Origin of the sequence: Citrobacter portucalensis, assembly GCF_002042885.1 — a bacterium.
Taxonomy (GTDB): domain Bacteria; phylum Pseudomonadota; class Gammaproteobacteria; order Enterobacterales; family Enterobacteriaceae; genus Citrobacter; species Citrobacter portucalensis.
In genome coordinates this window covers 23,219-45,732 of the sequence record NZ_MVFY01000008.1, presented here as the reverse complement: position 1 = coordinate 45,732, position 22,514 = coordinate 23,219, and the positions used below count along the sequence as shown (strand labels likewise).

The following is a 22,514-nucleotide window of genomic DNA, read 5'->3' as shown; positions in this document are numbered from 1 at the left end:
CGGATTTATCATGATTGCTGACTCGCTAAGGTGTTTGCCAGCGCGTACGCTCAACGGCGCTTTGCCACTCGTGCCAGCGTTTTTGCAATCGACCGTGACGCTCTGCGTTTGGCTGAAATGATATGCGGTCGGGCAAAAAATGGCGTAGCTGAGCGGTTTCTGTACCGAGCAGCGCCTTGCGTGCCAGCAGCCCGGCGCCAATGGCTGAAAGCTCGGGAATGTCGCTGCGCATTACCGGGCAACCCAGCAGATCGGACTGGTACTGCATCAGCCAATCATTTTTTGTTGGCCCGCCATCAACCATCAGCGCGCTGAGGCTGAAACCGCTGTGCTGGTGCATCGCTTGCACCACATCGGCAATTTGATAGGTAATAGACTCCAGCGCGGCGCGCACCAGATGCGCGCGTTTCACGCCGCGGCTGAGGCCATGAATTAACCCCCGGGCGCTTTCATCCCACCAGGGTGCGCCCAGCCCGGTAAGTGCCGGAACAAAATAGACGCCCAGCGTCGAGTCGACCGTGGCGGGCAGAGTATTGAGTGCATGTAACAGTTGCTCCTCCGGCAGTTCGCTTAAGCCGGTACTGTCGGCCATCCAGGCCACAGCATCGCCGGTATGGGGAATATTGCCTTCCAGACCATAGACCCGGGTATCGCCATCATGCCAGGCAATAGTTGTTGCCAGCGCATTCACCGCAGACTGCGTTGAAGATACCGGAGCCATCACCGATGAGCCGGTGCCATAGGTCGCTTTAACACAACCTTCAGCACCTAGCCCGTGGGCAAAGAGCGCGGCATGAGAATCGCCAATCATCGCCAGAATGGGGATCCCATCGGGGATGGTCGCCAGACCTTTCGTCACGCCAAAATGATGACTGGAAGGGCAAACTTCTGGCAGCGCCTGTTGCGGGATACCAAACAGCGCCAGCATCTCGCTATCCCATTGGCCGCTATGTAGATTGAGTAACTGCGTGCGCGAAGCGTTGGAGGCGTCACAACGAAACGCCGCACCGCCGGTAAGATTCCACAGTAACCAGCTATCGATAGTGCCGAGGCAAATTTCGCCTTGCTGCGCGAGCGCCATGCCGTTGGGGACGGACTCCAGAAGCCAGCGCATTTTAGAGGCAGAAAAGAGCGGGGCGACGGGCAATCCGGTGGTGGATTTTATTTTCGCCTCATGACCTTGCTCGCGCAAAGCCCGGCAAAAGTCAGCCGTGCGCGAGCATTGCCAGGTAATGGCGGGGCCGAGCGGACGCCCGCTTGCGCGATACCAGCCGATTGCCGTTTCTCGCTGATTACTGATCGCCAGCGCCGCCACCCGCTGCGTACCTACGGCGGCAACTGCTTGCGCCATTACAGCCAGAGAGGCCTCCAGCAGCGCGTCGCCGGACTGTTCAACCCAGCCTTCGCGAGGCGTGTGGATCGCCAGCGCGCGGGAGAACTTCGCGACCACATTTCCCTGACCGTCCAGCGCAACGGCTTTGGCATTGGTGGTGCCTTCATCAAGCGCAATAATAATGTCTTTCGTTGCTGACATCGTTTTCTCCAGCCTCTCTGTTTCCCTGAGTATTAGCGATGGAACAACGTATCCACCCCGAGATAGCGGGTGAAGGCTTCATGCAGCACCTCGGCGCTGGCGGAATGGTTCATTGCCACGTGATGTTCAAAACCGTTACGACAGATCCACGCCAGTAAATTCTCCAGATGCGGCACCTGGATTACTGCACGACAGCCAACCGTATCCAGCGGATCGTCTACCGATTGGCCTTCTCCGACATACGCTTTGATTTCACCGGTTAAATCGTCGGTGCTCAGGCGGAAATAGGTCAGTGTGCCGCTTTTCATGCGTCCATGTACTGCACCGCAGGTGTTCTCTTTCCCAACGGTGGTACCGATGATGTCCGCTGTGCCCATTTTGGGGCTCTCCAAACTGGCTGATGCAAAGTTTCCGCAGTGAAAAAGCACACATTTATCACGATCGTCGCCGAAATTGTTATTCCAGTCGGCAATGGAAGCCGGGCTTAAATTACTGCTGGCGAGGGCGTACATTGACAGCGCGCCCATCACATCGACTTCGCATGCGCTGGGCATTAACTGCCCGGACATCACGCTCATGATTGAGCATACGTTGATGCCTAAATTTTCCTGCAGCGAAGTCCAGCACTGGATCGCAGTGGTATCTATATCGTTAGCGATGACCCATTCGCTGATGACGACAAACAGTTTTGCCATTGTGACGAGTTTGTCGGCGGGAATGGCGCTGGCATCGGCGTTATCCAGCAGCAGACGACGTTTTTCATCCACGCGGATATCGTCATCGCGCAGACATTTGATGCGGGTAAAGACTTCAGACAGATCCAGCGTTTCAACGGCGATACCCAGTCTTTCGAGTAATTTTTCGCTGTAGCGAACGGTATTGAATCCAGCCGGGCGAGCACCGATAGCGCCGACGCGTACGCCATGCATACTGCTGACAACACGGCAAATCTGTTCGAAACGTTTCAGATCTTGAGCAAAAACCTCACCGGCCAGATCGCAGACATGCTGGGTGGTGAGCGTAAATGGAATGCCGTACTGACGCAGGTTATTGCACAGGGAGATTTTTCCACAGAAGCTGTCACGGCGGGTGGCAAGCCCCATTTTATCAAGGTTATCTTCCTGCGCCTGAACCAGTACCGGGACATTCAGGCCAGACAGGCGCAGCGTTTCCGCTATTGCTTTTTCATCGCCAAAGTTCGGCAACAGCACGACCACGCCGTGAATGTCGTCGCGGTGAGCGCGGAAAAGTTCGGCGCACACTTTCGCATCCTGGCGGGTTTCTACCCCACCGAGTTCCGTTTGCGTATCGTCGAGCATAATGGTTTTAATGCCCAGTCGCGCAAAGAGTACGCTGGCTTGTTCGCGGGCTTCAGCAACCAGATAGCTTGGGAAAAATCCCCGATTGCCAATAATCACCGCCATGGTCAACTGTTGAGGAATTCGTGACATCGCTTTCTCCAGTAAGTGTTCTGTTGTTATTGTTTTATCGTGTGTTGCTGCAACAGCGCGGCGGCGTTTTTCACGACGCCAGCGGCGTCAATTTCGTGGCGGGCACGCGTTGCCGCGCGATCGGCCGCGATAGCATATTGACCATCGCCAATGCCGAGTCGGCGCAGCGGAATGGCACAGCCAGCTTCTGCCAGTACCTCGGCCACCAGGCTTCCCACGCCGCCATTAATGTTATGCTCTTCCACACTGACCACGGCCTTGCAGTGGGCTAATGCCGCCAACAGTTGTTGGGTATTGCAGGGACGAATTGACGGTACACTGATTACGCTTGCATCAATACCCGCCTGTTTCAGCACTGTGGCAGCCTCGACAATTTCATGGACGGTTGAGCCCATCGCGACCAGAGCGACATCTTTTCCTTTCCGCAGAATATCGATATTACCCGGAGTGAACTGGTAATTTTCGTCGTGTAGTTCCGGTAAGGCTTTTCCGTCGAGGCGAACATAAACCGGGCCGACGTGGCTTAAGGCATAGTCGATAATCTGCCGGCATTCCACTGGGCAGGACGGGGCGTAAATTTCAATATTGCCAAAACCGCGCAGAACGGAAATGTCATCAATACTGTGATGTGTGCTGGCGAGGGGGCCGTAGCTGGCGCCCGCGTTCAGGCCGATCAGCTTCACGTTGGTGTTGTTGTAGCAAATGTCGACTTTGATTTGCTCATTGGCCCGCGAAATAAGGAACGGAGCGGCATTACATGTGACAGCGATTTTGCCCCCCAGCGCCAGGCCGGCGGCGGCGCCAACCAGCGTCTGTTCGGCGATACCCACGTTGACCAGACGACCGGGAAATTCCTTCATAAACGGGGCGATTTTCGCCGTAGACGTTGAGTCAGCAACGACGGGTACAACGTCCATTCCGCGCTCGACCGCGGCAATTAAGGTATTCACCATCACGGTGGCGAGGTGTTCACTATTACGCATCTTTCAGTTCCTCCAGCGCCAGTTCAACTTCTTCCCCTTTTGGCACGCGGTGGTGCCATTCCGGGCGGCCTTGAATAAAGGAGATCCCGGCCCCTTTGGTGGTGTGGGCAATGACGACGTGCGGTTTACCTTCCGGGGTTAACCCTTCCAGCGTGCGCACCACATCACTCATATCATTACCGCGGCACTCTGTGACCTGCATACCGAAGGCGCGCCATTTCTCATCCAGTGGATCGGTGTTCATGATCTCTTTGGTTGCGCCGGCAAGTTGGAGGTTATTTTTGTCGTTGATGATAATCAGGTTATCCAGCTTGTAGTGGGCGGCGACCAGTGCGGCTTCCCAGTTGCTTCCTTCTGCCAGTTCACCATCACCGGTAACGACAAACACCCGGCGCTTGCTGTTGTTACGTTTAGCTGCCAGCGCAATGCCCACGGCGACCGGCAGACCGTGACCGAGCGCTCCGGTATTCAGTTCGATCCCTGGCGTTTTGTGTTTCACCGGATGGCCCGGCAGGTGTGAATCGGCGTGCTGATAGGTCGCCAGCCAGTCCACGGGAATAAAACCAGCCTCAGCCAGCACGCAGTAGTAACCGCCCACTGCATGACCTTTCGACTGGATGTAGATGTCGCGCTCATCGCTTGCTATAAGCTCTGGTGAGCAATTCAGGATGCGAAAATAGAGTGCTGTCAGCAGTTCGACCTGCGACAGGTCAGCGCCGGTATGTCCCCCCGCCGGGCTTTCTGCATTCAACACGATAATGCGACGACGTACCGCACGTGCTTTCTTGACTAGCTCTGGTATTGAGAGCGAAAACGGATTCATAAGACACCTCTTGAATGTTTAATCCTTAGTGAATAAATATTCCATGTGGGTGCAGTAGTGCAACTGTCTCGCTATCCACTGCGTAATATGCAGCTAAAACAGTTGGTCGTTATCGGTTAGAATAAATATTCACTACTGATTTATTATTCATGATTAAAGATATGCCTTGTCTGAGGGTTTGTCTACGCCTTATAGCAGCAAATTTTGGCGAAAAGAGAAAAGGATCACACTAACGCGATAACCGGAAAGGCGCAGACGACTTGTTATCTATTCAGGTATGAATAAAAATAACAGGCAGTTTACCAGGGGGAATGTTATGTCAAAGCAGGATGAACAGCGGTTGCTGGTTAAGATTGCCACACTTTACTACGCCGAAAATAAAAAACAGTCTGAAATCGCCACGCTGCTGCATTTGTCGCAGTCCTTTGTCTCCCGTGCCTTGACGCGTTGTCAGAAAGAAGGGCTGGTGAAAATCACCGTCGTACAGCCGACTAATATCTTTGTCGAGCTGGAAAAAGCCATTGAAGAGCGGTTTGGTCTGCGCCAGGCGATTGTCGTGGATGTTGGCGACAGCCCCAGTAGTACGCAAATTAAGCATGCCATTGGCAGTGCGGCGGCACATTACGTTGAAACTCGTCTGCGTGCCGAAGACCTGGTCGGTATTTCCTCCTGGAGTAGTACCATTCGCTGCATGGTTGATGAAATGCACCCGCAAAATATCCGGGCGGCAGGCGTGATCCAATTACTGGGTGGCGTGGGGCCAAACGGCAACGTGCAGGCCACGATTCTGACGCAACAACTGGCGGCACACCTCGGCTGCCCGGCCTGGCTGTTGCCTTCGCAAAGTATTGAGCATTCGGTGGAAGAACGTTCTCGGCTGGTTAACAGCCCGGACGTGGCGGCGGTCGTCGAAAAATTTGCTGAAGTGGATGTGGCGATTGTCGGCATCGGGGAGCTGGAACCTTCTCAATTGCTGAAAAATTCAGGCAACTATTACAACGAAGAGATGCTGCGACTGCTGGCCGAACGCGGCGCGGTCGGGGATATCTGTCTGCATTATTACGACGCGGCGGGCAATCCGGTACTCAGCCATGAGGAAGACCCGGTTATCGGCATGGAGCTGGCGCAGATCCGCGACTGCAACCATGTGATAGCGTTGGCGGGCGGGGTAGAAAAACAGAATGCGATCCGTGGCGCGCTGCAGGGGAATTATATCGACGTACTGATCACCGACTACCCGACAGCGCGCAATCTGGTCAAAGGGTGACGCCGCGGTGAGTCAAGTTATCGCCAGCCCCTGGGGCTGGCTGTAGTTATCAGAGTTTTATTAAGCGTAGAGCAATCCATGGCTTAGCCGGTAGATCCAGCTTGTCACCGTGTTGGATAACCCCCGCAACCGGCGTGATCGTCATGGCCCAGGTATCAATAATATCGACCTTCCACGCCGTATTCTCCGGCAACATAGTCATCATCTTGTAGGCAGGGCAATGATCGCCAAAATAGAACAGTCCCCAGTTGCCCTCGCAGCTTATCCCCATCGACGTATCCCAGTGGCTACCCCACGGGAGCGGTGTCAGGCGTTTGGCTTGTCCTTCCTCAAGGATGTTGCGCAAAAAAGCGATGCGCGGGATGCTTGTTCCTTTGAGCGTGCCGCCATGTGACCACCAAATAATCTCATCTTCATTCAGGTATGTTTCGCCGTGAGTGACATAGCCGCCGAGTATTACGCCATGCCAGAACAATGCAGTCATTTTTTCTCCGGTGATATTGCCCCAGCCGAGATCGACATTGCCTTCATAGCAGCATTCGTCAATGACAATGGGTTTGGCAAATGTCTGCCGCCATTCCGGGACAAAGTGCATATCGTGGTGCTGGATGCTGGCGTGGGTGAGCGCGGGATTGTGATGATCGTACCAGTGCGCATTTGAGCGGTAGTGGATCGGCGGGTTGTGCCAGTTATGAATGGAGATCATGTGCGAAGAGGGATCCTCGCGTTTGATTTGCGCTATGGCGGCATCCCAGAATGACATCGGTTTTTCTTTCAGCAGGTCGAACTCATTGGCCAGCGACCACCAAATATTTTTAAACGATGCGAGGCGTGCCACCACGTAGCGGAGATAGCGGCGATCGGTCTCCTGCGACATGGCGGAAAATCCCCAGCGGTCGTACGGATGAAAGAGGATCAAATCCACCTCAATATTCAGTTCATCCAGCTTTTGTATTTGACTCTCCAACTGGGCAAAAAAGGTGGTATCGAAGCGGGTAAAATCAAATCCCTGGTCGAGGGTACCCGGAAAGGGGAAGCGCATCGGTTCCTGCAGATTGTAGCGATAGTGTTTAGGAAATACGCACATGCGGATTTTATTGAACGGACTCGCCGCCAGCGATGCCAGCGTTTTTTGCTGTATATCGTCCGGTTGGTAGTTCCAGACGTAGGCCGTGGTGCCAAAAGGATAAAACGCGTTGCCATTGGCATAGCGGAAGTGCCCGTCGCCATCACGCTGTACCGGGCCGGTTAACTGTGTTTCAGGGACGCAGGTAAACGTTCCTTCGACAGGGGACTGCGAAGGAATATTTGAGCTGATGCGATAGTGCCAGACGCCGGGGATATCCGGCATAAAGCGCAGTATGAACTGACCGTTACCGTTGTAAAAGCCCCAAACCGTGCGGGATTCTTCGCCGCAGGTAAAGGTGGCTGATAGCTCGGTGTCGGTAAAATGGCGAGGATCGTCAACGTCCGTGACTTGATACTCAAACCGCCCCCACAGGGCAATACTTTGTTCGCTCATAGCACCTCTCCTTTGGAATATATATTCCATTGTGATTTTATATTCACGATGAGAGTAAGGGAGGTTACCGTTAACATTCCACTGTCAAGGCGAAAAAATGAGCATGCGATCACAAAAACGCCGCCATTTCTGCTGATTACTGTGAGGTTTTTACTGTGAGACTGAAAGGAGTAAGCGTTATCTGAATGACGAGAGAAACGGCCAGCCAGCATAAACGTCTTGTTTATTAATAAGATGACATTTCGCCACTAGATGACGGCGCGCTTAGGAGCAAAAGAATGAGGTTAATTGTGATACTGGTAACAATGTCACGACTAACCACTTGCCAGCGCTAAATTCGTGGGCTTAACCTTTGTGTGAATAGTAATTCGATAATGAATATATATTCATAAAGAGGGTTTCTCATGAGTCAACAGCATAAATTGAGTATCAAAGAGAAGATCTGTTATGGGTTAGGTGATTCGTCAGCGAACATTTTTCTTGGGATGACGATGATGTTTTTGCCCTATTTTTATACCGATGTTTTAGGGATTTCGGCAGCGGCGATGGGGATATTGTTTATTGTTGCCCGTCTGGTTGATGCCTTCTATGATCCATTTATCGGTAATATCTCCGATCGCACGCGGACAAAGCACGGCTCGTATCGTCCTTTTTTGCTCTGGTTGGCGATCCCTTACGGTATTTCCTGTTTTTTAGTCTTTCTGGCGCCGGACTTTTCACCCACTGGAAAGCTAGTCTATGCAGTGATTACCTATCTATTTCTGATCCTGATGTATGCCTCCACGGTGGTGCCGTATGTGGCGTTGTTGACGACACTCACCGCCGATCCCATGGATCGTTTAAGCGCCAACTCCTGGCGTTTCCCACTGGCTAAAATGGCCTTTCTTATCTGCTCAATGGTAGTGCCGATTTTCGTCGCCTGGTATGGAAAAACCGATGAAGCACGCGCCTACATGATGGCGATGAGCTTTATTGCCGTGCTGGCCACGGCGTTTATGCTGCTCTGTTTCTGGGGAACAAAGGAGCGATATCAGGTTAGCGTGGAGACCGATAAAGTCCCGTTTACCAAACAACTGGGAATTATGCTGAAAGCGAAACCGGTGGTTGTTTTCTATCTGTTCAAAATTACCAGCTCCATTGCTTTTGTAATTAAAGGCAGTGTGACTATTTATTTTGTGAAGTATTTCCTGAATCGTGGGGATGGCTTTGTTTCTGGTCTGCTTTCGGCCACAGCGATTGCGGGGATCATTGCGCCGATGATTGCTATTCAACTGATTAAGCGCAACAAGCTCTCGAAATTAGGTACGCTGAAGGTGGCGCAACTGGGCGGTGGCGTGGCGGCATTATGTCTCTATTTCGTTAACCCTGAACAAATCTCACTGGCATGTGTTCTACTGGTGCTGTCGGTATTGATGGCTGAACTTGGCTCGATTACTGCCTGGGCGCTGCCTTCTGATTGTGCCGACTATTGTGAAGACAAATCCGGCGTCAGAATGTCTGGGGCTGTCGCTGCCGGTACGCTTTTTTCGATGAAGGTTGGTCTGGCACTGGCGGGTGGGATGGTTGGGCTAGTGCTCTCCCTTAGCGGTTACAAAGCGGGTGAGGCGGTGTCATCGGAAACGATGACGGCGATTATGTTCTTAATTGCCGGGATCCCTGCCATTTTCCATGCCATTAGTTTGGGATTGCTGATGATGTTTAAACTGGATGATAAGGTTTCGGCAGGGCAGGCTGAAGCCGTCATGAAATAAAATTTCCCCACTGCCGGATGGCGGCGCATTATCAGGCCCATATGTCATACACGACGTAGGCCTGATAAGCGCAGCGCCATCAGGCGTAATTTCAGGGCTACTGACTTTCCATCGCCGCCTTTTGCGCAACCACTGCGGCTTTTTGCTGCATCCGGTTTTGCATCTGGTCGATAATGACCGCGACAATAATCACGATGCCCTTAATCACCATTTGCCAGAATTCGCTGACGCCCATCATCACCAGACCATCGGCCAGAAAACCGATAACGAAAGCGCCAATCAACGTGCCTAAGATGGTGCCTCGACCACCGGCCAGCGACGTACCACCAAGTACAACGGCGGCAATGGCGTTCATCTCAAATGCTGTACCGTTGGCCGGATGACTAGCGGAAAGTTGTGCTGAAACAACTATTCCGGCAATTGCAGCGCATAGTCCGGACAGGGTGTACACCCAGATTTTTACCTGCCTCACTTTTACCCCGGACAGTTCAGCAGCGCGTTCGTTATCGCCGATGGCGTACACGTGGCGGCCAAAGGGCAGACGGCGGGCAACGTAGGCAATAACCAGCGCCAGCACAATCATCATCCAGATGGCCCACGGAATACCAAACAGAGTTCCCGCGCCAATTTCATCAAAACCGGTGTTACCCAACTGTGGATTGCCGGAAAGCCCGGGGAATGTTTGTCCGTCAGAGGTCAGCATCGCCGCGCCGCGCAATACGTACATGGTGCCCAGCGTACAAATAAAAGGTGCGACGTTATAGCGCGTAATAATCCAGCCATTTGCTGCGCCAATCAATCCGCCAATCAGCAGTACGACAGGTACAATCACCCAGACGCTGGGGAAGATAGCGATGCCAAACATGGGTAATACAATGCCTTTGGTGATCAGCCATCCGGCAATCATGCCGCATAGCCCAAGCGTAGCGCCAATCGAGAGATCAATGCCGGCAGTAATAATGACGAAAGTGATTCCCAACGCCAGAAACGCGTTAATGGCGATGTGCTTGATCATAATGACCATGCTGCCGCCAGAGAGGAAACCGGGGACGGTGAAGGCAAAAAATCCGACGATCAGAAACAGCGCAATAAAGGTACGTAATTTCAGGATCAGCAGCAGGATATTTTCCCGCGAGAAGGTGACGCCGGCTCGCGGTGCGACGACGGCAGATTGTAGTGTTTTCATGTCAGAACCCCTGAGCACTTGCGGTGACCAGCGCCGATTCTTCGGCACGATCGCGAATAATATCGGCCGTGAGCTTGCCGCCAGACATCACCAGAATGCGGTCAGATACCGCCATAATTTCTTTTAAATCCGAGGTGGAGAAGACAACGGCAATACCCTGTTGTGAGAGCTGTACCATCATGCGAAACACATCGGCTTTCGCGCCAACGTCAATGCCGCGTGTGGGCTCATCAAGGAACAGAATTTTGGGATTGGTAAGTAGGGAGCGGCCAATCACCACTTTCTGCTGGTTACCCCCGCTCAGAGCCTGGATTTCAACATCCGGTGAGGACACTTTGATCGACAGATTACCAATTGTGCTGGCGACGACTGCCTCCTCATCTTTGCGGGCGATGGCAAAACCGCGCTGCAGGCGACGCCACAGGCTGGCAATAGTCAGATTGCTGGCAACCGAAGAAATGGGAAAAATGCCTGTGCGCTTGCGATCTTCCGGTACCAGACTCATTCCCATACGAATGCGGTCGGCGGTGGTTAAGCGTTGTGGAACTGGCTTGCTGTCGAGCCACAGTTTACCGAGGTAGTTGCGCTCAGTACCCAGCAAGCACTCGAACAATTCGGTTCTTCCGGCCCCCATCAGTCCATAGATACCGACAATTTCGCCCGCGTGAACGTTAAAGGTGACGTCGTTGACCACCGCATTGCCAGCGGCATTGACGCAGGTAATATGTTCCGCTTCGAGAACCGGCGCGCCGAACGTGCGACCTGGCTCAAGAAAATTACTCACCGGGTCGCTGCCCAGCATTTCACGCACAATCCACGGCACATCGATATCGCTAACTCTGGCTTCGGCCTGGAATTTGCCATCGCGTAAAATGGTGATCACATCGCCAATCGCCATCAATTCTTCGAGTCGATGAGAGATGTAGATTATCGAAACGCCCTGGCGAGTCAGTTCGCGAATCACGCGAAACAGGATCTCGACTTCGGTTTTACTCAGCGCCGAGGTGGGTTCGTCGAGGATTAGAATGTCAGCGTCCTCCGCCAACGCTTTGGCGATTTCAACCAGCTGTTGCTGTCCAACTTTGAGATTGCCGACCAGATCGCGGGGTGAAATGGGCTGATCGAGTCGGGTTAGCAGCTCCGCAGTACGCTTCTCCTGTTCGGCCTCATCAATGGGGGTCATGCCTTTTTGGATCTCCCGGCCAAGGAAAATATTTTCCGCGACGGTGAGATTCTCAAACAGGTTAAGTTCCTGATGCACCATACCAATCCCGTGCGCCGCGGCGTCCCGGGTATTGGCGAAGCGAACAGGGTTACCATTGAGCGTCATCTCGCCGCTGCTGGGCTGCTGAACACCGGCGAGGATCTTCATCAGCGTGGATTTCCCCGCACCGTTTTCGCCAATAATCACGTTGACCTTACCGCGCCACACCTGATAATCCACGCTGTCCAGCGCAATCGTGCCGGGAAACAGCATTGAGATGGCATGTGTGCGCAGGATGATGTCATCTGCTGAGGAATTATTCATCAGTGTGCCTCCTGTTCCAGCGCTAACGCTGCTGCGTTTTCCGCTTTTCCTGTATTCAGCGTTACGGCGAACAGTACCGTGGCACGCTTCCCTTGCCAGCTTTTGTCCACTGCGGGCAAGTGTTTTACCGCTTCGCGGTTATACGCCCGGGAAAGCTGGGCAAACTGAACCTGGTTAGTGAAGTCTTCAAACTTAAACCCACTCGCATCGCGAATGGCATTGCCGCGCATCACCGGGCCTATTTGGATGGTGACAGGGGCGTCATTGACCCTCATCACAATGCTTTTCTCGCGCGCATTGGTGGTATCGACGTTCTCAATCTGACTGGTCAGGCGCACAAATACGCTCTCGGCGGTAGGTGAGGGCGTCTTCAGGCGTGCGCTCAGCGCTGACGCATCCAGAGCGTGTTGCTTTGCCGCATCCAGGACGCGGGATTGCCAGGTTTGTTGCGCGATCTGCTCGGGTGTTTGATTGTCGAAACTGGCTTTGGCCTGTGGGTCGGCCGGGATGATGGGGTTGCCGTTTTCGTCGAGGTCAACTACCGTGCAGGCCGTCAGCAACAGGGTGGCGCACCCAACCAGTGCAGCACCCCATTGTGTTAACGACATAGTGCCTCCGCTTAGTGGCTCAGGTTGAATTTACTCAGCTTGCTGGCATTGTTTTCATCAATCAGCACGCAATCCATGAGCTGTTTTTCTTCTTTCTGCGCTTTGCCGTTTTTCAGGTAGTAATCAGCCTGCTCAACCGCCATTTGTGCCTGCTGCCAGCCGGGCTGAAGGACGGTCGCTTTAATGTTGCTCTTGTTGATGATGGAATCTCGGGTGTAGTCGCTGCCGTCAAAACCCACCACGATGACATTGTTTTTCCCAGCAGCCTTCAGGGCAGCTTCTGCGCCCAGCGCCATGGTGTCGTTGCCGGAAATGACGCCGACGATATCAGGGTTGGTTTGTAAAATAGCTTCCATACGGGTAAACGCTTCAGTTTGGCTCCAGTTCGCCGTTTGCTGGGCGACCATTTTCATATCCGGATAGTCGTCGAGCACATCGTGATATCCCTGTGAGCGCACATGCGCGTTGGTGTCGGACTGGCGTCCCAGCAGCTCAACGTACTTGCCTTTTCCATCCAGTAGTTTGGCGAATTTCTCTGCGCCGAGCTGCGCGCCCTGGTAGTTGTTCGACACGATTTGCGCGACTGCGATGCCGGTCTTATTAATTTCACGATCGATGAGGAATGCAGGCACGCCCGCCGCTTTGGCTTTTTCCAGTGGACCAACGGTGGCATCGGCGCCCGCGTTATCGAGAATGATGGCTTTCGCTTTTCGGGCTATGGCGGTCTCAATCAGTTGGTTTTGTTTATTGACATCATCATCATGAGAGGCGACCAGCGTGGTATATCCCAGCTCTTTCGCTTTGGCGACCGCGCCGTCGGCTTCGGCTTTAAAGAACGGGTTGTCGTGTGAAGGGGTGATAATCGCAATCAGTCCGTTGTCGGCAGCATACAGCGAACCCGATGCGGTAAGGATCGAGGCCAGTAATACGGATTTAATCAGGGTCTTGTTCATCTTTTTCTCCACTTTGAATATTTATTCAAATATGATTTATTATTCAAGTTAACGATAAGTCGAGATAATCGAACTGTCTACGATTTGCGCAGCTAATTTCTTAAAAGGAGAAAAGGATCACGATCCTGACAGCGTGGGTGCACACAGGGTAATGATGTTTTTATCGCGTTGAAACCAATGCACGTTAATTTCCTGATTGGCGAGGTTAGGCGAAAATGATGGCATGATTTGCAATGTTAATTGCTGATTCGTGAGTGCGGTAATTTTTGCGCTGGTGAAACCTGGTAACCCGGATGCCTGAGTGGAAAACGCCTTATACAGGCTCTCCTTGGCGCTGAATGCCAGAGTTAAGGCGAGTGGAAAGGGCAATTCAGAATGATGCAAAATCGGTCGTTCGTGGTTATCGATAATACCGTCAGCCAGCTCAACTGCGGTTTGTTGCGTAAAAATAGCTTCTATATCCAGCCCAACGGGATGCGTCGATACTACCGCCAGCGCAGTTAATGCACTGTGGCTGATGCTGCCAAACAACTTTTGTGGCCACAGCGGTTGTCGCTGCCTGCCGATGCCAGGTACAGTTTTGATACCGTATTCACGTAATGCATGTACTGCGGCAATACGCCCTGCTAAGTGCTCAGCTTTACGCTTACGTCCACCGGATTGAAGCTGAGAGTGGTGGGGGAGCCATAGCAGGTCGCGCTCATGGAAGCTGTCGGGATCGAACTCGACCATGTGCAGCGTGTGGTCTGCGAAAGTGAGCGGTGTGTGCGTGGTGTGCATGATAGTTATAATTTCCCTCTCCCCGCAGCGAGGAGAGGGAAAGCGTTATCAGAAGTGGGTGTTTACGCTCATGAACCACGTCCGGCCCGGTTCGTTATAGGTGTACGCGCCAGCGCCCGCCATATAATAGCCAGTCTTGTTGTCGCTGGTGGTCTGGGCATTACCTTCACGCCACAGACGTTTGTCGAAGACGTTATCCACGCCGCCGGTCAGGCTGACGTTTTTCGTCACATCCCAGGTCGCGCTCAGGCCGACGATGCTGTACGGACTAACTTCCTGGGCTGAACTGCCGGTTACTGGTTTACCCTGGTAATCATATTTCTTCGGCTGCTGTTTGCCGTACCAGGTAAAGGTGGATTGCAGTGACAAATCTTCGCGTGCCTGCCAGCTCAGCGTTGAGTTCAGCGTGTATTCAGGAATAATCGACAAGCGTTCGCCGGTCTCTTTATTCTTACTTTGCAGCATGTAAGTGATGTTGTTGGTCCAGGTAACGGTTTCGCTAACCGGTACGTTCAACGTCCCTTCCAGGCCTTCCACCACAGCTTTAGGTACGTTTTCCCACTGATAGATATCGGTGTAGGTTGTTGTTTCTTTACCCGTAGTCGGGTTTTTCTGGGTAATTGACGTTCTGCTTAGCGGTACAGTCCCCGCTTCGATCTTGTTACGGTAATCATTGCGGAACCAGGTTACGCCGGCCAGCCAACCGTCACGTTTGAACTCCAGACCAATCTCTTTGTTGATACTGGTTTCGGCCTTCAGGTCATCGTTGCCCATCATGTAGCAACCAATGCCCGTCGCAGATCCGGTGGCATAGCAGCCCTGGCCTTTGCTGTACAGAATATAGTTCGGGTTAGTCTGGTACAGGCTAGGTGCTTTATAGGCCCGTGCGATACCCATTTTCAGCGTAAAGTCGTCGCCCAGACCTTGGGACAGGTTCAGGGACGGGCTCCAGTTGTCGCCAACGACGCTGTGGTGGTCGAAGCGCAGACCCGGCGTCAACATGGTGCTGTCGGTCAGCTCCATGTTATTTTCAGCAAACAGGGAGAAAATTTCAGCCTGTGAATATGGGCTACGATCGGTGCTGCTGGCACCAGGTATGTTCCCGCCCATAAAGGTCTGGGTATTGGAACTCATGTCTTTCATTCGCTGCTGGTTCCATTCGGTACCGAGCGTCAGGTTCTGGTTAACTAACAGGTCGAATGGAATGCTAATTTCGCTGTGCAGGGTGACATCCGCCAGGTCAGTGTCGGTAAATTGATTACTGTTAAATAACCCTTCAAGGCCACCTGCCAGACCTTCACCCAAACGGGAGTTACGGGTGTGTTCGTATTGCGCCCAGTTGCTGGTGGTAATGCCGTTGTCCCAGCCGCCGTTCCACGTCAGCGCATAGTTCTGGCGGTACATACGGTTGGTTTCTTTACCGTAGTATTTTTTTACCAGCCCGTTAGTTTTGTTATCGTTGTTGGTGTTTTGAGTGTCACCCGCATACAGGTTGCCCTGACGGCTGTAGCCAGCTTCAAACTCCAGCGATTGCATTGGGGCAAAATCCCAACGCAGCAGGCCGTTGATATCTTTGTTTTTAACCCCTTCACGACCCGCAGGCATCGTATCTGCGTAATCGCCCGTACGTGTTGACTGGTGACCGTCGTTAATGTCCCAGGCATCGGCCTGGGTTTTGTCGAGGTTACCGTTCAGGCGGAAGCTGAAATCTCCGCCCAGCGGTCCATTCAGACTAAAGTTGGTACGCTTGGTTGAACCTTCTTCTTTGTGTTCCGGGGCGTTGAAATAGGTATTCCAGGAACCATGCCACTCATCGCCGCCTTTCTTGGTGATGATGTTCACCACACCGCCAGCTGCGCCATTGCCATAGCGTGCTGCGGCAGGACCGCGCAGCACTTCAATACGTTCAATCATTTCCGGAGCAACCCAGGCGGTATCGCCACGAGTATCACGCTCGCCGCGCCAGCCCTGACGCACGGAGTTACGGCTGGTAACCGGTTTACCGTCGATCAAAATCAGGGTGTTTTCTGGCCCCATGCCGCGAATATCGATCTGGCGGTTGTTGCCGCGCTGACCGCTGGTTGAGTTACCGGTCAGGTTAACGCCAGGCATGGTACGGATGATTTCCGACACATCGCGAGCGGGAGGGTTCTTACGAATTTCATCAGCGGTAATGGTTGAAACGCCCGGCGCCTGCAGGTTCTGCTGGGCGGCGGTAACGACGATGGTGTCTTCATGAGAGACAGCGACGCTATCGGTTTGATCTTCTGCCATTGCTGGCAGGGCTACCCCGTAAATCCCTAAATTGACCAATAAGGCCAGTGAATGAATCTTGTTGTTCATTGTATGTCCTGCTGTTCTTTTAGCCACGAGAACCAATGTGCCGTGGTGCGGCATTTGGCCTGATGTCGCCCGCATCTGCGTAAACTATCCATTCCAGAAAAAGTACGCAGTGCCAGGTCGGTTTATAAGTGGTGAAAAACTGTACGCGCTTCCCACAGCGCGACAATACGCTATTGCAAATGCAAATAGTTATCAATAATATTATCAATATATTTCACGCTAGATCATAAAATTTCACAATAAACATGGGGTTATGGCTGTGACGACGTTAAAGATGGGAAGCGAGGCGTGGTGGCAGTCGAAAAAAGGCCCGGAGTGGGAGCGTGAAGATAACGGAAATTATCGGGTAACCTTCTGGTGGCGTGACCCACAGGGAACGGAAAATGAGTCAGCCATTCATCGCGTTTGGGTTTATATCACCGGCGTCACCGACCACCATCAAAATGCCACCCCTCAGTCGATGCGACGTATTGATGGAACAAATGTTTGGTGCTGGAGTGTTTCCCTCAGCGCCAACTGGCGTGGCAGTTACTGTTTTATCCCAACAGAGCGCAACGATATCTTTTCCTCGCTTGTGGCAGGCGAAGCGCCTGACCGAAACGTGCTGCGTGAAGGCTGGCGGCAATTGCTGCCACAGGCCATTGCTGATCCCCTTAATCCGCAGAGCTGGCGGGGCGGTCGTGGCCACGCGGTGTCTGCGCTGGAAATGCCGGAGGCACCCGTACAGCCAGGATGGGATCGACCTGAACCCCCAAAATCCCCCGCAGTGTGCCTGCAATGGCATAGCGCCAGGCTCGGCAATACGCGTCGCGTATGGGTGTTTACCACCGGTGATGCTCAACCCGAAACGCGTCCGTTGGCTATCCTGCTGGACGGACAGTTTTGGGCACAGAGTATGCCGGTCTGGCCTGCGTTGACTTCACTCACGCATCGCGGACACCTTCCTTCTGCCGTTTATCTCCTGATTGATGCCATTGATACGGCTCACCGCAGCCATGAGCTACCGTGTAATGCGGATTTTTGGTTGGCGGTGCAGGAGGAGCTATTACCACTGGTGAAGACAACGACCGCATTTTGTGACGATCCGCAGCGCACCGTGGTGGCTGGGCAAAGTTTTGGCGGGTTGTCATCGCTGTATGCTGGACTGAACTGGCCCGCGCGCTTTGGCTGTGTGCTTAGCCAGTCGGGCTCTTACTGGTGGCCGCATCGTGGTGGTCATCAGGACGGGGCGATCGTCGAACAACTGAAGACCGGGACCGTCAGTGCTCAGGGGCTGCGTATTGTCCTGGAAGCGGGGATCCGCGAGCCCATTATTTATCGCGCTAATCAGGCGCTATATGCCCAGTTACCTTCTGCACCACAGTCTATTTTCTGGCGTCAGGTTGATGGCGGACACGATGCGCTTTGCTGGCGCGGCGGTCTGATGCAAGGGCTAATGACGCTCTGGCAACCGCTTACCGACATGATTTAACCGGACGATGTTCCACGACAGGAGTTGAGTATGGAATTCAGTAACCCCTTCGATAATCCGCAGGGCCAGTTTTACATTCTGCAAAATCCCCAGCGTCAGTTTAGCCTTTGGCCGCAGCAGTGCTCGCTTCCTGCTGGCTGGCAAATTGCTTGCGAACCCCAATCCCAGGAAGCCTGCCAGCAATGGCTGGAAGCAAACTGGACCACGCTTACGACCGCGAACTACGTCGATGTGCAGGAGGCTCCATGACTCAGCGTTTACCGTTAGTGGCGGCTCAGCCGGGGATCTGGATGGCGGAAAAACTCTCCACATTGCCCTCGGCGTGGAGCGTGGCGCACTACGTAGAGTTAACTGGCGAACTGGGCGCGTCGTTGCTGGCGAAAGCCGTTGTGGCGGGCCTGGAGCAGGCCGATACCCTGCGGATGCGGTTTAGCGAAGATAACGGTGAGATCTGGCAATGGGTGGATTCTGCGCTCGCCTTTGCGCAACCTGAAATTATCGACTTGCGCGCAAAATCCAATCCACATGAGGCGGCGCGTGCGTTGATGCAGGCAGACCTGCAGCAGGACATACGTGCTGATGGCAATAAACCGCTGGTTTTTCACCTGCTTATACAGGTGGGAGAAAAGCGTTGGTATTGGTATCAGCGTTACCATCATTTGCTGGTCGATGGCTTCAGTTTTCCGGCCATTACCCGCCAGATAGCCGCAATTTATCGCGCATGGCTACACGGCGAGCCTACGCCAGACTCGCCTTTTACGCCGTTCGCCGAGGTGGTGGAAGAGTATCAACAGTACCGTCAAAGCGATGCCTGGCAACGCGACGGGGCCTTCTGGAGCGAGCAGCGAAAGCAACTTCCACCTCCTGCTTCGCTGTCGAATAATCCGTTGCCGGGACGATCGGCCAGCGCGGATATTATTCGTATGAAGTTAACCGCGCCTGAAGGGGCGTTTCGTCGGCTTGCGGCACGTATGCCTGACGTTCAGCGTGCGGATCTGGCCCTCGCGCTGGTGGCATTGTGGCTGGGACGTTTATGCAGCCGAATGGATTATGCCGCCGGGTTTATCTTTATGCGGCGCATGGGGTCGGCGGCGTTGACCTCCACTGGACCGGTTTTAAACGTACTGCCATTTGGTGTGAGGCTGGATGCGGCAGAAAGCTTGCCTGCGCTTGCACAACGACTGGCCGGACAGTTGAAGAAAATGCGTCGGCATCAACGTTATGATGCCGAACAAATCGTTCGCGACAGCGGGCGTGCAGCCGGTGCCGAGCCGCTGTTTGGCCCGGTGCTGAACGTGAAAATATTCGACTATCAGCTGAATATTCCCGGCGTTCAGGCGCAAACCCACACGTTGGCGACAGGGCCGGTGAACGATCTTGAACTGGCGTTATTCCCGGATGAAAACGGTGGGCTGAGTATTGAAATTCTGGCCAATAAACAGCGCTACGATGCAGAAACGCTGGCGCAGCATGCCTCGCGTTTAATCGGGCTTATCGAGCAGTTTGCCGACAATCCGGCGCTATGCTGCGGCGACGCCGGGATGCTGTTGCCAACAGAACATGAGCGGCTGGCGAAGATTAATCACACCACCGTGGAGATCCCGTCCACTACGCTGAGCGCGCTGGTGGTACAGCAGGCCGATAAAACGCCGGATGCCCCGGCGTTGGCCGATGCCCGCTATCAGTTTAGCTATCGCGAAATGCGCCAGCAGGTCGTGGCGCTGGCGAGCCTTTTGCGTGCACGCGGCGTCAAGCCTGGCGACAGCGTCGCCGTGGCATTACCGCGTTCCGTGTTCCTGACGCTGGCGCTGCACGGTATCGTTGAAGCCGGTGCAGCCTGGCTGCCGTTGGATACCGGATACCCGGACGATCGCCTGCGGATGATGCTCGAAGACGCGAAGCCAAAATTGTTGATCGCGACCGATGAGCAACTGGCGCGCTTTAGCGATATTCCTGGGCTGGAAAGTCTGTGCTATGACTCGCCACTGCCAGCAGTAGATGCTGATCCGCTGGCGCTATCTCAGCCCAATCATACTGCCTATATCATTTTTACTTCCGGTTCTACCGGTAGACCAAAAGGGGTGATGGTTGGGCAAACCGCCATCGTTAACCGTCTGCTGTGGATGCAAAATCACTATCCGCTGACCGCGGATGATGTGGTGGCGCAAAAAACACCGTGCAGTTTTGATGTCTCGGTATGGGAGTTTTTCTGGCCGTTTATTGCCGGGGCAAAGCTGGTAATGGCGGAACCTGAGGCGCACCGCGATCCGCTGGCGATGCAGCAATTCTTTGCCCAATACGGGGTGACGACCACGCACTTTGTTCCCTCTATGTTGGCCGCTTTTGTCGCTTCACTGACGCCGGAAACCGCGCGGGAGAGTTGTGCCTCGCTGAAACGGGTATTTTGCAGCGGTGAAGCCTTGCCTGCAGATTTATGCCGTGAGTGGGAACAGTTAACTCATGCGCCACTGCACAATTTGTACGGACCAACGGAAGCGGCGGTTGATGTGAGCTGGTATCCGGCCTGGGGGGAAGACCTTGCTGCTGTAACCGGCAACAGCGTGCCGATTGGCTATCCGGTATGGAATACCGGTTTACATATTCTGGATGCCATGATGCGCCCGGTGCCTTTCGGCGTGGCTGGTGACTTATATCTGACAGGGATCCAACTGGCGCAAGGTTATCTGGGCCGTCCGGATCTGACCGCAAGCCGCTTTATCGCCGATCCGTTTAACGCTGGCGAACGCATGTATCGTACCGGAGATGTGGCGCGCTGGCTGGAAAATGGCGCGGTGGAGTACCTTGGACGCAGCGATGACCAGCTTAAAATTCGCGGACAACGCATTGAGCTCGGCGAGATTGACCGGGTGATGCAGCAGTTGCCTGATGTCGAGCATGCCGTTGCCCACGCCTGCGTATTCAACCAGGCGGCGGCGACAGGCGGCGATGCGCGTCAACTGGTGGGGTATCTGGTGTCACAATCGGGTTTACCGCTGGATACGTCAGCGTTGCGGAAAAAGCTGCGTGAAAAACTGCCTGCGCATATGGTGCCGACGGTATTGTTGCAGCTGGCGGAGCTGCCGCTTAGCGCGAACGGTAAACTGGATCGTAAAGCGCTGCCGATGCCGCAGTTGACGTCGCGTACTTCCGGGCGTGCGCCGCGAGCAGGGACTGAAACCACCATCGCGCAGTCTTTTGCGGCTTTGCTGGGTTGCGAGGTGAATGACGTGGCGGCAGACTTCTTTGCGCTTGGCGGACATTCGTTGCTGGCGATGAAGCTGGCGGCACAGTTGAGCCGGGTTTTTGAGCGTCAGGTGACGCCGGGGCAGATTATGGTGGCCTCTACCGTTGAACAACTGAGTGCTCTACTGGAGAGCACTGATGATGAGCAGTCGCAACATATGGGATTTGAGGCACTGCTGCCGCTTCGTGAAAGTCACGGCCCAACGCTGTTCTGTTTCCATCCGGCGTCGGGTTTTGCCTGGCAGTTTAGCGTGCTGTCGCGATATCTCAGCCCGCAGTGGTCGATTGTAGGTCTTCAGTCGCCACGACCGGATGGGCCTATGCAGACGGCGGAAAACCTCGACGCGGTATGCGAACATCATCTGGCAACGTTGCTCAGTCAACAGCCTCACGGACCTTACTATTTATTAGGTTATTCGCTGGGTGGGACGCTGGCACAGGGGATTGCCGCACGCTTACTTGCCAGAGGAGAGACGGTTGCATTCCTCGGACTGTTGGATACCTGGCCGCCGGAAACGCAAAACTGGCAAGAAAAAGAGGCTAATGGGTTGGATCCAGCGGTACTGGCGGAGATCGAGCGTGAACGCGAAGCGTTTCTGGCGGCGCAGCATGGGAATGCGTCAGAGGCTTTATTTAACGCAATCGAAGGCAACTATGCCGATGCGGTTCGCCTGCTCACCACGGCACACAGCGTGCCGTTTGCAGGTCACGCTACGCTGTTCGTTGCTGAGCGCACGTTAGTACCGGGTGTCAGTCCTGAACGCAGCTGGTCGCCGTGGATATCCAGTCTGGATGTTTACCGCCAGGATTGCGCGCATGTTGATATTATTTCCCCTGCCTCATTTGAGGCGATAGGGCCTGTAATAAATGCACAGATTAATAAATCTGTGTAACAAGACGAATATTGCTATCGCGGTGATCGAACAATTCCATGATGTAAAAAATATGTTATGGAGTTGTTTATTTTTGTGCGGTGCAAGGTGATGAAAGGGGTGAATAAATTCCGAATATAATTTTTGGTAGGGCGACAAGCACAAAGATTGTTTCGGATAATTCTGACTAGCTGGTAGA

At 53.7% G+C, this 22,514-nt stretch carries 16 protein-coding genes; 5 read left to right on the top strand and 11 right to left on the bottom strand.

Annotated features, from left to right (window positions below; all coding sequences use genetic code 11):
• Positions 1-25: 25 nt before the first annotated feature.
• From BZK40_RS13430 to BZK40_RS13415, 4 genes are read right to left on the bottom strand one after another with little or no spacing between them, the layout of a single operon-like run.
• Entirely contained in the window at positions 26-1,534 is a 1,509-nt protein-coding gene (locus tag BZK40_RS13430; RefSeq protein WP_079934807.1) for an FGGY family carbohydrate kinase, read from the bottom strand.
• Positions 1,535-1,566: 32 nt separating this feature from the next.
• Positions 1,567-2,985 carry an L-fucose/L-arabinose isomerase family protein gene (locus BZK40_RS13425; protein WP_079934806.1) on the bottom strand — a complete coding sequence of 473 codons (1,419 nt, stop codon included), beginning with the start codon at positions 2,983-2,985 and terminating at the stop codon, positions 1,567-1,569.
• A 26-nt stretch (positions 2,986-3,011) separates the two neighbouring features.
• The gene (locus tag BZK40_RS13420) at positions 3,012-3,968 is read right to left on the bottom strand and encodes a transketolase family protein (RefSeq protein WP_079934805.1); all 957 of its coding nucleotides are present in this window, start codon (positions 3,966-3,968) and stop codon (positions 3,012-3,014) included.
• Entirely contained in the window at positions 3,961-4,791 is an 831-nt protein-coding gene (locus tag BZK40_RS13415) for a transketolase (RefSeq protein ID WP_032942640.1), read from the bottom strand. The genes BZK40_RS13420 and BZK40_RS13415 overlap by 8 nt, the downstream gene beginning before the upstream one ends.
• A gap of 316 nt (positions 4,792-5,107) precedes the next feature.
• Here BZK40_RS13415 and BZK40_RS13410 point away from each other — a divergent pair, with 316 nt between their 5' ends.
• On the top strand, positions 5,108-6,058 hold the full coding sequence (locus BZK40_RS13410) for a sugar-binding transcriptional regulator (protein WP_079934804.1): 951 nt from the start codon (positions 5,108-5,110) through the stop codon (positions 6,056-6,058).
• 49 nt (positions 6,059-6,107) lie between these two features.
• On the opposite strand, the gene BZK40_RS13405 is transcribed toward BZK40_RS13410, so the two are convergent.
• A complete protein-coding gene (locus BZK40_RS13405) occupies positions 6,108-7,580 on the bottom strand; it encodes an apiosidase-like domain-containing protein (protein ID WP_079934803.1) in 1,473 nt (490 codons plus the stop codon).
• A gap of 404 nt (positions 7,581-7,984) precedes the next feature.
• On the opposite strand from BZK40_RS13405, the gene BZK40_RS13400 reads away from it, so the two are divergent.
• Entirely contained in the window at positions 7,985-9,331 is a 1,347-nt protein-coding gene (locus BZK40_RS13400; protein WP_079934802.1) for a glycoside-pentoside-hexuronide (GPH):cation symporter, read from the top strand.
• A 97-nt stretch (positions 9,332-9,428) separates the two neighbouring features.
• Here BZK40_RS13400 and BZK40_RS13395 read toward each other — a convergent pair whose 3' ends face one another.
• From BZK40_RS13395 to BZK40_RS13370, 6 genes are all read right to left on the bottom strand, one after another.
• Positions 9,429-10,517 (bottom strand): ABC transporter permease, encoded by a 1,089-nt coding sequence (locus BZK40_RS13395; protein ID WP_048214725.1) that lies wholly within the window; start codon positions 10,515-10,517, stop codon positions 9,429-9,431.
• Position 10,518: 1 nt separating this feature from the next.
• Positions 10,519-12,045: a sugar ABC transporter ATP-binding protein gene (locus BZK40_RS13390; RefSeq protein ID WP_172111171.1), complete on the bottom strand. Its 1,527-nt coding sequence runs from the start codon at positions 12,043-12,045 to the stop codon at positions 10,519-10,521.
• Entirely contained in the window at positions 12,045-12,653 is a 609-nt protein-coding gene (locus BZK40_RS13385; protein ID WP_079934801.1) for a DUF2291 family protein, read from the bottom strand. Before BZK40_RS13385 ends, BZK40_RS13390 begins: the two co-directional genes overlap by 1 nt.
• A gap of 11 nt (positions 12,654-12,664) precedes the next feature.
• Positions 12,665-13,606: a D-ribose ABC transporter substrate-binding protein gene (locus BZK40_RS13380; RefSeq protein ID WP_079934800.1), complete on the bottom strand. Its 942-nt coding sequence runs from the start codon at positions 13,604-13,606 to the stop codon at positions 12,665-12,667.
• Positions 13,607-13,723: 117 nt separating this feature from the next.
• Positions 13,724-14,386 carry an enterobactin synthase subunit EntD gene (gene entD, locus BZK40_RS13375; RefSeq protein WP_079934799.1) on the bottom strand — a complete coding sequence of 221 codons (663 nt, stop codon included), beginning with the start codon at positions 14,384-14,386 and terminating at the stop codon, positions 13,724-13,726.
• A gap of 48 nt (positions 14,387-14,434) precedes the next feature.
• A complete protein-coding gene (locus BZK40_RS13370) occupies positions 14,435-16,729 on the bottom strand; it encodes a TonB-dependent siderophore receptor (RefSeq protein ID WP_079934798.1) in 2,295 nt (764 codons plus the stop codon).
• 253 nt (positions 16,730-16,982) lie between these two features.
• On the opposite strand from BZK40_RS13370, the gene fes reads away from it, so the two are divergent.
• The 3 genes from fes to entF are packed head-to-tail and all read left to right on the top strand — an operon-like array spanning position 16,983 to position 22,336.
• Positions 16,983-18,200: an enterochelin esterase gene (gene fes, locus BZK40_RS13365; protein ID WP_079934797.1), complete on the top strand. Its 1,218-nt coding sequence runs from the start codon at positions 16,983-16,985 to the stop codon at positions 18,198-18,200.
• A 30-nt stretch (positions 18,201-18,230) separates the two neighbouring features.
• Positions 18,231-18,449: an MbtH family protein gene (locus tag BZK40_RS13360; RefSeq protein ID WP_032941816.1), complete on the top strand. Its 219-nt coding sequence runs from the start codon at positions 18,231-18,233 to the stop codon at positions 18,447-18,449.
• Complete coding sequence (entF, locus tag BZK40_RS13355; RefSeq protein WP_079934796.1) at positions 18,446-22,336, top strand: enterobactin non-ribosomal peptide synthetase EntF; 3,891 nt, start codon at positions 18,446-18,448, stop codon at positions 22,334-22,336. The genes BZK40_RS13360 and entF overlap by 4 nt, the downstream gene beginning before the upstream one ends.
• The last annotated feature ends 178 nt before the right edge of the window (positions 22,337-22,514 follow it).